General features: G+C 43.0%; 14 protein-coding genes, 1 tRNA gene and 1 pseudogene. 10 read left to right on the plus strand and 6 right to left on the minus strand.

Going from position 1 to position 12,656, the window contains the following annotated elements; all coding sequences use genetic code 11:
- The first annotated feature begins 63 nt into the window (after positions 1-63).
- Positions 64-138, plus strand: a tRNA-Arg gene (locus tag NXT09_RS11230).
- A 238-nt stretch (positions 139-376) separates the two neighbouring features.
- Positions 377-584: pseudogene (locus NXT09_RS22570) on the plus strand (tyrosine-type recombinase/integrase); the annotation flags it as partial.
- A gap of 96 nt (positions 585-680) precedes the next feature.
- Here NXT09_RS22570 and NXT09_RS11240 read toward each other — a convergent pair.
- Together NXT09_RS11240 and NXT09_RS11245 are read right to left on the minus strand one after the other, a co-directional pair.
- Positions 681-1,775 (minus strand): hypothetical protein, encoded by a 1,095-nt coding sequence (locus tag NXT09_RS11240; protein ID WP_268579715.1) that lies wholly within the window; start codon positions 1,773-1,775, stop codon positions 681-683.
- 461 nt (positions 1,776-2,236) lie between these two features.
- On the minus strand, positions 2,237-2,542 hold the full coding sequence (locus NXT09_RS11245; RefSeq protein WP_205549947.1) for a 7(1) septoil knot domain-containing protein: 306 nt from the start codon (positions 2,540-2,542) through the stop codon (positions 2,237-2,239).
- 114 nt (positions 2,543-2,656) lie between these two features.
- On the opposite strand from NXT09_RS11245, the gene NXT09_RS11250 reads away from it, so the two are divergent.
- From NXT09_RS11250 to NXT09_RS11265, 4 genes are all read left to right on the plus strand, one after another.
- Positions 2,657-3,109 carry a GNAT family N-acetyltransferase gene (locus NXT09_RS11250; protein ID WP_268579716.1) on the plus strand — a complete coding sequence of 151 codons (453 nt, stop codon included), beginning with the start codon at positions 2,657-2,659 and terminating at the stop codon, positions 3,107-3,109.
- A 106-nt stretch (positions 3,110-3,215) separates the two neighbouring features.
- The gene (locus tag NXT09_RS11255; RefSeq protein WP_268579717.1) at positions 3,216-3,836 is read left to right on the plus strand and encodes a hypothetical protein; all 621 of its coding nucleotides are present in this window, start codon (positions 3,216-3,218) and stop codon (positions 3,834-3,836) included.
- Between the two features lie 22 nt (positions 3,837-3,858).
- Positions 3,859-4,656, plus strand: a complete 798-nt coding sequence (locus NXT09_RS11260) for a lysozyme inhibitor LprI family protein (RefSeq protein WP_205549951.1) — start codon at positions 3,859-3,861, stop codon at positions 4,654-4,656.
- Entirely contained in the window at positions 4,653-5,456 is an 804-nt protein-coding gene (locus NXT09_RS11265; RefSeq protein WP_268579718.1) for a hypothetical protein, read from the plus strand. Before NXT09_RS11260 ends, NXT09_RS11265 begins: the two co-directional genes overlap by 4 nt.
- Before the next feature lie 107 nt (positions 5,457-5,563).
- On the opposite strand, the gene NXT09_RS11270 is transcribed toward NXT09_RS11265, so the two are convergent.
- Entirely contained in the window at positions 5,564-6,061 is a 498-nt protein-coding gene (locus tag NXT09_RS11270; RefSeq protein ID WP_205549955.1) for an Lrp/AsnC family transcriptional regulator, read from the minus strand.
- An 82-nt stretch (positions 6,062-6,143) separates the two neighbouring features.
- On the opposite strand from NXT09_RS11270, the gene NXT09_RS11275 reads away from it, so the two are divergent.
- The 3 genes from NXT09_RS11275 to NXT09_RS11285 all read left to right on the plus strand — a co-directional run bounded on the left by NXT09_RS11275 (position 6,144) and on the right by NXT09_RS11285 (position 9,074).
- The gene (locus NXT09_RS11275) at positions 6,144-7,331 is read left to right on the plus strand and encodes an MFS transporter (protein WP_268579719.1); all 1,188 of its coding nucleotides are present in this window, start codon (positions 6,144-6,146) and stop codon (positions 7,329-7,331) included.
- A gap of 418 nt (positions 7,332-7,749) precedes the next feature.
- Positions 7,750-8,682, plus strand: coding sequence for a hypothetical protein (locus tag NXT09_RS11280; protein ID WP_268579720.1), 933 nt, complete (start codon positions 7,750-7,752; stop codon positions 8,680-8,682).
- Positions 8,683-8,888: 206 nt separating this feature from the next.
- Positions 8,889-9,074 carry a hypothetical protein gene (locus NXT09_RS11285; protein WP_268579721.1) on the plus strand — a complete coding sequence of 62 codons (186 nt, stop codon included), beginning with the start codon at positions 8,889-8,891 and terminating at the stop codon, positions 9,072-9,074.
- 248 nt (positions 9,075-9,322) lie between these two features.
- Here NXT09_RS11285 and NXT09_RS11290 read toward each other — a convergent pair whose 3' ends face one another.
- The 3 genes from NXT09_RS11290 to NXT09_RS11300 all read right to left on the minus strand — a co-directional run bounded on the left by NXT09_RS11290 (position 9,323) and on the right by NXT09_RS11300 (position 11,501).
- Entirely contained in the window at positions 9,323-10,114 is a 792-nt protein-coding gene (locus tag NXT09_RS11290; protein WP_039484274.1) for an NPP1 family protein, read from the minus strand.
- A gap of 233 nt (positions 10,115-10,347) precedes the next feature.
- The gene (locus NXT09_RS11295; RefSeq protein WP_268579722.1) at positions 10,348-11,109 is read right to left on the minus strand and encodes a hypothetical protein; all 762 of its coding nucleotides are present in this window, start codon (positions 11,107-11,109) and stop codon (positions 10,348-10,350) included.
- Between the two features lie 125 nt (positions 11,110-11,234).
- A complete protein-coding gene (locus NXT09_RS11300; RefSeq protein ID WP_268579723.1) occupies positions 11,235-11,501 on the minus strand; it encodes a hypothetical protein in 267 nt (88 codons plus the stop codon).
- 525 nt (positions 11,502-12,026) lie between these two features.
- Here NXT09_RS11300 and NXT09_RS11305 point away from each other — a divergent pair.
- Positions 12,027-12,566 (plus strand): hypothetical protein, encoded by a 540-nt coding sequence (locus NXT09_RS11305; protein WP_268579724.1) that lies wholly within the window; start codon positions 12,027-12,029, stop codon positions 12,564-12,566.
- The last annotated feature ends 90 nt before the right edge of the window (positions 12,567-12,656 follow it).

The following is a 12,656-nucleotide window of genomic DNA, read 5'->3' on the forward strand; positions in this document are numbered from 1 at the left end:
GAGCAAACGCGCCGTTAAGTGCTTATTCTCAGAGCAAAAATGCGTATAATAGCCGGGCTTCACGTCTCCATAGTTAAATGGATATAACGAGCCCCTCCTAAGGGCTAGTTGCAGGTTCGATTCCTGCTGGGGACACCATAACGCCCTCTTATATGCTCTCCGAAAGTCTAAAAAATCCTTTAAAAACAACAAAAAAACATCAATTCATTGTCTTAGCTAATACCATAAAATCTTGTAGAAGCTATACACACTCAATGGCGGCAACGGCGCTTCTTTACTGATAAAAAAGTGGCTCTTCCGCTATCGGTTTGCGGGTACGGAACAAAGAGAGATACTAATTGAGAAAGAACTGAAAGTGCTTACGGGATAAAATTAACTAGTTTTCCTTGGCCTAAATGACACCAGAAAGTTAATAAGCGACTCCGCTATTAATAAAATAATAACTATGCTGAATTATCATGGCAGGCTTACTGGCCACGGATTCCGGCACACAATGAGTACAATTTTGCATGAGCACGGATTTAACAGTGCATCGATTGAAACCCAGATTGCTGCATGTTGATAATAATTCCATCCCTGGAAATTAGGACCACTATAAATATATTTATAATAGAAGAAAAAATACTGATACTTTATAGAAAAAGATTAAGCATCAATACCTGAAATCAAATATATCCCGATCATTTTGTGGATAGTAATGTAACTAATGAGCCCACGACCCCACCAACTATACCTGTCAAAAAAGTGATTGTCATTTCAAATAATTTAGAGTTTTTAGCTTCATAAAACTGTACCAATTCCCTTGTATCCTTTATCGGGAATTCAGAAGATTGACTTATTTCCTTATCAATATATTCTTTTAGGTAAGAATAACTTCCATTATACAATTCAACATAATAGTATTTCATAGATCTATCTTTTTCTACTTTACCTCCATTAAAAGCCCAGATTGATAGCAAAAGATTTGAGATTAATGTTTTTTTATCAAAATAACCTAACAGTCCTTTTTTATTTTTAAATAAACCGTTCAACTCATCTAAATTCGTTTGTAGACAATCCCATTGGAAACCATGATAGTTGTTATTATCAACCAACATATAAAAGTAATCAAGCTCATGCGACATACCAAACATCACATAATGAAATGCTTCTGCATCACTTGAAAATTCATTAGGATTATATTTTATTTCAATTTCATCATATCCCAGAACATGATTTTTTATCACGTCAACAGGCGTATCTATTTCACCTGCACTCAGGTAGAAATTAGCATGGAAAGGCGATGGCCCGATGCATTCAAATGAGATATAAGTATTTATTTTATTGAACTCGGATTTTAAATACTCTCTTATCATCATAATAGCGTCTGAAGGTTTGTATTCTTTTTCACTATTAATCAGTTCAATGAAAGTAACGCTGCTATGATATACATATTTAATATGAATTCTAAAACTATCAGGGAGGTGTTCCTCTATATAATAACCGACCCTACTTTTAATTATCGACTCTTGTAATCTTTTCGAAATTGACAGTTCGAAGCTAACATCAAATGATGGCATTAAAGGATTAGTTTTTCGGCTTCCATCATCAATAGAATGATAAGTTAACAACTCTCTTTCAAGGGAATTATCGAAATAAATATCTAATCCATCTAAAGTTTGAATATTCTCTAAAACGCTCCTAAGTTCATCGATAAAATCGCCAACAGTTATTACCTTATCTTTGGCTTTATCATTTAAATAAAAAGAATACGACCCTACACCAAAAGAGATCATCTATAGCTCCTTGCCAAAACGGATTTTTATATTTCAATGCAGCCTATCGTTAGTTCTACCATTTACATATAAAGATGTAAACGACGAAATCAGCACTACACCGCACGCGCCTGCGGTTCTCGGATCATAAAATTTTTTCAGTTTTATTTTTCTACAAACCAACCTGCCAGCCCGCGCCGTTACTGGGCTTGTGCATTCCGATACCAACTGAAATCATTAAAAAGAATTTCAGCTTTTCCGCATTTTTTTGCTGCTGAAACCAGCAAAAACTACGCTATTTCTTTGACTTAAAAAATGATGTAATTTTTCGTGCTACAAACGACGATGTCGTACCAACATCTGCGTGTCTTTGTTGGTACAGGCACAAGGCAACAAGAAATAGTGATGTGAGCGCCAGCGGCAGGAAGTGAAGCGATGGGCAATATGCAGGCGTTTGAGGGTTACCTGCATAAGAAAGGCACTTATCGTCGTCGGCTTGGGCCGGGAAAATGATCGACGAGTCTAACTTTGAAGTCAGGGTGAACGTCGACAATCTGAATCTTGAAATCAGGAAAATTATCAACAATTTCCCATTCCCCTGCTCGGTTAGCGAACGCAGTAACTTCTTGTACTCTTAGGTGTTCGTGCGCGCTGACAATCTGCACTCTATAGTCTGGAAACGAATCAACAATTTGAATTCTGCCATAAACCTTAGACACATCGACGGCAAGGGAAAATGGCGAGAAAAGAACCGCGCAACAAACCAGCGTTAAACCTAAATACCTCATACTTATTTCCTTGATTTATATGTATTCCTGAAAATCATTTCATGGTACTTACCTGATTTTGTCAATATAGAGGGGAATACTCACACAACGTTCATCTCACGATACGGAGGCTATATGGAGTGGCGCAATACCACGCTTCGTCCAGCTACGCCGGAAGATGAACAGTTCCTGTTCAAACTTCGCCGTGCAACGATGGACGAGCACCTTTACAGAGCCGGCGTTATTGCTGATGATTCGGCGCATTGGCAGCGAATCAAATATCATTATAACGACGCGTATATTGTGCTGATAGGATCTGAACGTATTGGGTTATTCAAACGGCACAAAGGCGCCAATGAGTGGACCATTATACAAATCCAGATTTTGCCAGCCTATCAGGGACAAGGTATCGCGGCGTGGCTATTAAACACATTTTTGCAGCAGGCGGACGAAGCCAACGTCCCCGTGACGCTGAGTGTTTTGAACGGCAATAGAGCAATAACCCTCTACCAACGCGTAGGTTTTAAGGTCGTTGATAGTGCTGATGGTGCAGTAAAGATGAAACGCAGCAGAAAAGATCGTCTGTAGAACATCAACAACAATGTGAATGACAAAGAATATATACGCACCACCATGAATAACCTTATAATATCAAAAGGATTTATTCACTATTTGTAAGGAATGCGTGTTTATTATGAAACGGAGTTATATAAAAAGCGTCATTTTACCTTTTATTTTTCTCTCCAGCGCGGCACATGCGCAAGACTTCCCCACTTTTGTGACAGATTTCACCAAGGTGTTGCAAAAGAGTAAATTGTCACAGAAGGATTACAATCAATTTATTGAACTCACTAATTCCTATTTTATTCCCGCTAGCTATGGTGTAAATATAGCTAAAAAAGATAAAATAAGTTATAAAAACAACGAAATAATGCCAAAACTGGAATCTGACGCCAGCTTTATCTTCAATGGTTCAAATGGAAAATCGGCCTTTATTTCATTTCTGCAAGAAATAAAAAATCTCCCGCCGTCAGAAAAATATTTTGAAAAATCCTACACGGATGCAGGATCGGTCTTCGTCATGAATTACTATACGCTGTCATCAGCCATCATTAATATCCAGATGGACATCGTGTCTCCTCCTGGCCTCAAAGGGCTAGTCACAAAACTCATTAACCAAGAGACACCAGACCTTGAACAAGAAGCAGGTGAGCTAACCTATATCTATCAATTCTCAAATATAAATGGCGGCTATAAGATGGTCAGTGCCAACGCCTACTCATCTTCAGATAAACGAATCTGCGCGTCCTGCTGACATGATTTCAATGGAATTGAAAATGATAAAAATCATAATAAAATCGCTATTGTTGATAATACTTTCATCACACTATGTTAACGCAAATAATCTTGTGTGTCGTAGTCCACTTGTTATTCAGTCGTTAATCAAAGAAGATCAAGAGAAAGCACAGCCCATCAGCGACCGTGTATCTTTAGAGACAATTAGAAAAATTGAATTTGAATATGACATCATTATCACAAAACTTAAAACAAAAAATAATCTAAGCTGCTTTGGCAAGGCCAAGATAAAAATCCCATCCGATGTGGCAAATTTTTTAAAGTACTATCCTATTCTGGAGAATGGAGATCCTAAAGCAAAAAGCATTTACCGTTCCAATCTTTACCTACACAAAAAAGGCGATGAATACATCGCATTAGACCGTGTTTATTATAATGTTCATATTGCTGATAATCAGCAAGAAACCAATATTATGTATCCACACGATGAGTCAGTCTCACGCACACTTTATGGCTTGGCTTGGTTACAAGAAAATGCAGCAAGGCTGGAAGCACAATCACCACGTTTTAAATATATTAAAGCTATTGTCGAATTCAGAGAGGCTGATAGTGCGCTAAATATTTACTGGAGTAACCTGCCCGATTATATTAAAGGGCAACTGAAAGAGGATGCACGGCAGTGGATAAAAAACAAAAATAAAAAATGCGGTGCAATAGAAACTATCGCGAATAACAACCGCTCAATGGAAGATCGGGCAAAAATTTATACCTGCCAAGAGCAGATGACGAGGGAAAGGCTGGTGCAGCTTGGATTGACTGAAAACAAGGACAAAAAATGAAACAGCTCCTCTATGTTATGATTGGAATTATCCTTACTTGTACGTCAGCGTATGCCAAGGACGACTTTCAATGCAGCGATCCCAACGCGGTTGAAGCCGTGAAAAAAACGTTTGCCGACCGTGCAAAAGAAATGTTCTATAAGTCCCCTTCTCAGTCTGTTGATACAGTAAACGTGATTTATTCTAAAATCTCAACTCAGCCACGCTGGGGAAAAGCATTCTCATGTAGCCTTCGGGTTGAAATCCCCGTTAGACAAGAGATCATCGACATCATTCTTAATAAAGATGAAATTTTGTATACAAAAGATGAAATGGGTAAAATTAGCAATAACATTTTTACCAAAACAGGCGAAAGCAAAAATAATAGACTCAGCGATAACAACATCGTCATTCCGTCCTTTGCCTACGACCTCAGTATTCTTGAACATGAAAAGGAAATAAAAGTAGAAAAAAAATCCTATGATGCCCTATCCAGAGCAATTTATGCCGTAGCCTGGCTCAGTGAAAACGCCGAAAAAATCACAAAGACCGCACAAGAGAAAACGCTTGAAAGTGAAAAGGAACAATATCTTTTCTTTTTCACCGACGTCTATGGAATATTGGAAGACGCACCTGAAGACATAAAGAGTAAATTCCACGCCTCTCAAGCAACATGGGTTAAGGAAAGAAATAAAAAATGCGGCAATGCCGAATCCTTAGAGACGAATACTCTTTCACTTAAAGAACAGATTCATGCTTATCGCTGCCATAATGCAACGATGAGTGAACAAGTATCAAGTTTAAATCCAGACGAAGGGTGATAGTCACACCGATATTACTTCAGGCTATTGCCTACTATCTTAGCAATGGCCTGAATATAAATCCCTCGCCCAGTTTACCCAACCAGGACGAGCCAACCTTCGGCTAATCAGCTATCGCTCGGCTGAACGGAGCGCTCAAGATAGGTAGACAGCACAACATAAGAGCGTGTTGAGCTGACGCCAGGCACCGCATAAAGCTGAAACAGAAGTTTTTCCAGCGACTGCGCATCTTCGGTGCGAATCTTGAGGATCATAGCAGTATCGCCAGCAACCGAATGCACTTCTTCAACATCAGAATTTTGCGTGATCTCCATCAGTTCGGATGAAACGCCCCAGCCACTGGTGTCAACGTGCACAAATGCCAGAAGATTCTTTTTTATCGCCACAGGATCGAGCAGCGCAGCCGTTTTCCGTATCACGCCGTCGCGCCGAAGCCGTTTCACCCGTTCATGCACGGCAGGAGCCGAAAGTGCAACTTTTTCCCCCAGTTCGGCATAGCTCAGCGTGGCATCTTCAACCAGTTCCCTTAATAATCTTCGGTCAGTGGCATCAATATCCCGTGTTGGAATGACTTTTGGCTTAATGTCATCTTTATTTATTTTCATTCTCTTATTCCTTATTTAAAACTAATACTGTTTGGTTAATAGTATTTTCTCCGAATCATATTAAGCAAAAAGTGAAATTTCAATGTCACAACATCAACATGCCGAATGTCATGCCAATTCGCGCACGCTTCGTGTTCCTGGCGCGACCTATGTCCTGACGTTCTGTATCGGCGTGATTGGATCAAATTCGTTACTCTTGGGCCCCATCGCTCCCGAGATCGCCACATCATTTAAGAGTATCGCGCAGTCAGTCATGCTGGCCTCAGCCGCATTTGGCCTGGGAACGGCGCTAAGCGCCCTGTTTCTGGCACGATACATCGATCGATTCGGTGCCTTTAAGATGTTGAAGAACGCGATGATCCTACTGGTCGTCGCCTTACTTTCCAGCGCTTGTGCCTCTTCCGTCGAATGGCTGGTAGCCAGCCAGCTCATTGCCGGCATTGCATCCGGCGTGGCGATTCCGGCGATTTATACCACCGCCGCGGCTATCGCTCCCAAAGGGTTGGAAAGTAAAACAACGGGCGTCGTTCTTACCGGCTGGACGCTGAGCCTTGTCGCTGGCGTTTCACTCGCGTCGATTCTGGCAGAACAGTTTCACTGGCGTGTCGTTTATCTGGGGATCGGTGTACTTGCCGTTTTGGCTATCGTCATCCTTTCTCGTCTGAGTAACCAAGATGAAAACGTCACGCGAATCTCATCATCGCCGCTTGCAGCACTGAGTGTGCCCGGCGTGAAACCGCTATTGGCCGCATGTGGCGGGTTCATGACCGCCTTTTATGGGGTTTACGGCTACCTGGGGGACTATATCTATCATGAACTGCATCAGCCGCTCAGTGCCAACGGCCTGATTGCGCTTTGCTACGGTATCGGTTTTGGCTCAGCGGCTTTTCTGGATTTGACGATAAGCAAAGTGAATCCCAAAGTGGCTATGCCAGCCTCATTCCTTACGGTAGCCGCAGTGTACCTCGCTTTCGCCCTGTCAGGAAATAACCTGCCCGTTATCTGCGTTCTGATGCTTTTTCTTGGCACCGCTAACCACCTGTGCGTCAATTTACTGATCACCGGATTAAACACAACCGATACGTCGAAACGCGGTGCAATCATGGGGCTTAACAGTGCGGTTACCTATTTAGCCGTCTTTATCGGGAATACGCTTTTTGGTGCACTCTACCTACATTGGGGTTATACCACCGTGTTATACGCGGCAGTCGGTTTCGTGGTGATTTCCATCCTGTTCACAGTACAAATTCGAACAACCAGCAAACGCTGAATGGCATTAACACATCCCCATCTCTTATCCAGCAGGATATTTTTTGTAGCGGCACACTGAGTGTGTGCCGCCAGATAAGGTCATTGCTACTCCCGGCACGACTTCCGCGATGCCTATATCGCATAGATTGACACCCAGCTTGCCCACCTTGATAAACGCTCTATTCGCTGCACCAGCAACCACGCCTAATATCCGCATGGATACTGGGAAATATCTTAATAGTATGCCAACTCGATAAGCGCCCAAAAGAACGGCGAAAATACACTCCTAGTTTATTTGGGGAAACAAACATCAAGTAATGCCAAGCAGTAACTGCATGATAGAATAGCTAAACTGGCATCTAGGGTCGTTCCAAAAGCCGATACCTCGTCGGTTGGCGCCAGTTGAAAAATAGGGGGGAAGGTAACGGGGAACACCTTTGTCAAAGTTGAACAATTTACGGAAATGGCTCAGTCTCGACGAGTCAGCGAAATACCTCGAAAGAAAAATTAATGAGCAAGTGGCTATAACAGATATTTTACGATTTGCTCTGGATGGGCATCTGATTTTATCAGTAAATCTACAGTCACCGAAGATCGCCAAAAAGGTTGAAGTAAAAAGAGTAAAAATGGCTGAAACCGCGACGAATGTGGAAGTCTATGTGCGTGAAAACTGGGGGGTGTATATCGGTGAATCATTCTCCCCAGACCGTGAAATAGACTTTGCTATCGCAACAAGCAATGAGATAACAAGCCTGAGTGGGGTCCAAGACACGCCGCTATTAGGTATTGAGCGCTTATTTGCTGAAGAACAATACTGTAAGAGCCTTGGACTTCCCAAGCCATCAAGAAAGCAAGACCTCATTCGAGGTGTAACCATCTCTGCTGGCCCATCGGGTCTTTACCAGCTCCAGCATTTTATCGATATTGACGATGAGATTGAGGAGCTTTACCGAGCCGCGGAAGCCGCCGGGGATGCCAATCATCCAGCCTTCAATAGCATTATCGACATATTCAAAAACCTCAGCACGATTAGCATGTGGGATGCAGATGCCCACATGAGATATATCCCCGCGCCATCCGTGCCAGATGATATCTATTTTGTTGCCCGAACGGCCAACCTGGATAAGTTAGTTGAAGTGCTCAATGCGACTCCAGTGACAAAAACACCAAAACAGTCAAAGAAAACTGAAAATGCTCAAGCCAAGTTTATTAAAAATCTCCTCACGGTGATGTATGGCGCGGATGTCGCTGAAAATCCAAGAAAGCATATCGATGGAAAGATGGCACAAATTAGAATCGATCTGGAGGCAAAAAGCCTTTACTGCCCTAGCGGAGTCACCATCGAAAACTGGCTGTCCGAAATAGAATAAATCGTAATATTGCATTTTCTCTTTGTAAGATTACCCCACCAGCGACTTAGCATTGACACAATTCTCCTGTAGACCGCAACCCCCTACAGGAGATAGTAAATGACTCACCCCTCTATAGTTCTTTCCTCTCAACTCACTGCGCCTATCGGTGTCGTCAGCGATATCCATGCGCAAGCCTGCAAATCGCTGGAACAGGAGGCAGGTAAGTGAAGAAAGGGATCGAAGTAAAACTGACCATGCTCCGTGGAATTATTGATCTAATGACCAGTTGCGATGATTCAACCGAACTTGAAACCCTCCGCAATGTTGCACTAACGGCACTTGTGATCGTGGACGACATCAATGATGAATATTGCCGTGAAAAGTTCGACGAGAAGCGAACAAAAAGCTAAGCGCATCACAGTATAAAAATGCCCATATCACCGGAATAAAAAGGTGAAACTTATATTTTCCTGAACGGACGATGCACGCTGAATGCCGTAATATAACGGGTAGTGTGATTAGGTGGACATCATTCCAAGGACAGTTCGCCCCTGATTATTATCAAAATCAATATAAAAATCTTCATATATCGGAAAGCGTTCGACAGGAAATACGAAAGTAGAGAGAGGTATATCTAACTATACCTCTCTTATGATAATTATTTCGACGCGGTTAGACTGGCAGCCGTAAATTCTGGATAACCGGCCGGTCGACCATTATTCAGGTTAGTCAGGAAGTTACTGTCTTTAAGCGGAATCGAAGCGGAACCGTAGTCAAACGCATTTAATCGGTTACGCAGCTCTTCGTTACTGATACCGTCACCCGACATCGCATACCAGCTGACAATATCCGGCGTCACAAAGTTGCCGTAAGGGTTTTCTGCTTGTTCATTCGCTTTGGCAAATCGGAAAGCGTGCGTTAACACACCGTCTTTGTGGTAGACGAATTTCAGGCGACCGCCTTGCTTATCAATATTCGCTGCAGCCTCCGTCGTCAATTTGCCGTGCGCGCTGAAGCTGCCGTGTGTTACCGCGCCGTTTTTAGTCCAGATGGCAACATGCTCCCAGTCATGTCGATGACCCGTGTTCAAACCGCCCAACACCTGATCTTTTAAGAAATAGAGCGCATAGAAGCTACCACAATAGCGAGCACCACCGGAATCAACACAGGCATATCGGTGCAATGTATTTGACGATTCGAGAAAATTACCCCATCGGCACCCACCCGTCAGACTTCCTGTTGGTTTCAAGCCCCCGTTTTGTACCCCGCCTCGGCTAAACCCGGCACTGGGCAAACAACCATCACTGTCGAAATCAAATACCGGCGCAATCGCAAGCGCATTAATACCTGACGGTAGCGCTTGATCCAACTTAGAGAAATTATCCGCATGCGCAGAAAAAGCGACACATAATATGGATATCGCCATGATCGTTTTCTTTCCTGAAAGCATTTTCACTCCTTTAGCAGAAAATAGCCCTTTTATGGACTTGTACCCTTGCAGTTACAATGAAGATAAAACGTAATATTGATAAAAAAAATGAAGGCGGGATTATTTTTAACAAGAAAGGAGTGGAAATAAAAATCATTTATTTCCAACAATGAACACCAATATATTTAGCCTGCAAAATAATGCAGAAAATTTATATAAAAAAAATCGCTAACGCTCCTGATCCGTTAGCATTTTTACTCACCGACCACACCATAACGCTGGCTTGCGGCATCAAAACGGTATTCCAGCAGAATATCGCCTCCGCCGTGGGAATAGCAGTTCAGCAGGATGCTGCGATTATCTCCGCCATTTTCAATATTCATATAAACCGGAGTCATGAAAAAGCCAAACTGGCATTGTTGAAAATCAGGCTGGAGAAGCTGGTCGACATTGCCGCTTTTCTTGTTAATCGCCTTGATTCCCTCAACAACCATCCCTGTATCACTGTTTTGATACACGCCGACAAAACTGTGAGTCGCCGTTTGCCCCCAGAATGGAATATCGACCTGCCCTTCGACTTTGGCGGGCTGCTCGCTATCATCAAAGGATGCCACACGCCGTAGGCTAACATCATAACGCGCCTTTCCGTTTGACCACTCGCCGCGGAGCTCTTCCCCCACCTCGGTCAATTTAAACGGGCAGCGGGTCATATCGATGCCGGACTTAACGCCCTGAACGATATATTTATCATAGTCCTGCGGGGTATGGATTTCGCAGATTTCAAGCGACGTTTCCGAGAGCCGTCCATACAGAGGGATCGGCGCTCTGTATTTATCGTAAAAATAGCTCCCAAGCAGATTCTTATCCTGGTCAATACTGTATTTCTGCAATGAAAAATGCACCGGATAAGGCCCAATGTGGCCTTCGTAATTGCTCACGACATACCAGCCGGCTTGTGCTCCCCATGCAGCCGTCAATAGTCCACAGGCTATTAAGGTTGATACCGCTGCTCTCATACATTCACCTTGTCTACCCGTCATACTTCAAGCTGCCTATACGGTGGTTTGTCTGCCACTTGCATTGTGTTTTTAGCGTGTCAATCATGAAGCCGAATCGTTCAAAAACGGCTTAGCCTATCAGGCTAATCATGGTGGCAGCAGGGACAGATTTCCACCTCAGACACCGTCATGGCGGTTGTGTCTTCGCAGTCCCATTCGACACGTACGGACTGCGCTTCTCGCCCTGAGTGGTGCAAATATTTCTCGACTGGGCTTTCCGTCATCCCGGTAATCACCTCGGTGGCGACGAGCTCATCACCAACAAAAACGCGAGCCGTTGCCTGTGAGGCTTCACGCGTTTCACCGGATTGCCGATACAAATAGTTAACCGTCAGTTTAATGCTAGGCATAGCGCTTCTTAACAGAGGAAAAGACAGGGAAAACAGTGTATCGCGTTCCCCCGCGCTTGTAGAGCACATATGAGGTAAGGGCTATCACTACATCACGCTAATACCCTGATAGTTTTCTGTTTTTTAAAAATGGAGAGGTTTGGTCACATAAGCTCGCACGATTGGTAATCAAAAAGTTAAATCTTATGCATTTTGGATATTAATGAAGCAGAAAAAACAGCCGATACCTTTTACGATAGGGTGTTTTTTAATGCAATTGCATTTTGCATAAATAGTGTTTGGCATAAATACTGTTTTACATTAACCGTGTTCTCACTGACCCATTTCGTTAACGTCATAGTGTTGAATAGTAGGAAATTATCTCTAGCAGACTGATTCGTCTTCCAAGGAAGATAATTATTCTGCTTGTGTTGGTGACCTCAATTTCAACCATTTCGGTATTAACGTATGTGGTTTTAACACACTGAAGTAACTCACTGGTAAAACCATTACCAGCACTAAATAGATATAAGAAGGAGTTATACTGTGGTGATTCCAGATATTCAACTCGTGAATACGACTACCCCGGCAACCATGCCTCCGATTGGCGCGGCGGCTAACCCGACTGTCGTTGCAGCTATCAGCCCGGGGAATAAAACCGACACATCAACAAACTCCGACTCTCAAAATATGCCGGGCTCGAACGAGAGCACCAAAGTCACGCTGTCTTCTCAAAAGAAGCGTGCCGCTGAAGAGAAAGATGCTCCTCCACCTGAACAGATTAAGGCACAGCAGAAAGCCGCTACCGAATACTCGCTGGCGATGACGGGTATTCCTTTATACAACGGCAAGCTCATTTCCGTGGTTAAGTACCCAGATGGTAATTCTGAAATGTTCGATGCCTTTACCGGACAGCGCATCACACAAGAAGATCTGGCACTCATGGGCGCACTTCATAGTTCCGGTGGTGAACAGGTATTACATTTTGAGAGCAAAACATCATATAGCAATTTGTCTGCTGCCGAAGTTTATCAGCAGATTCAGGAAATGCTGCATGGTTCAGGCGATCAGGAAGAGCTGGCTTAATAAAAAAATAGATGCCAAGACAACTATATTCATTGCCCTGGCATTAAAGAAAAATATAACGTTATCTTAATAATGTAATATGACTACTTG

Source organism: Pectobacterium jejuense (genome assembly GCF_026800125.1).
In the GTDB taxonomy this organism is placed as follows: Bacteria; Pseudomonadota; Gammaproteobacteria; order Enterobacterales; family Enterobacteriaceae; genus Pectobacterium; species Pectobacterium jejuense.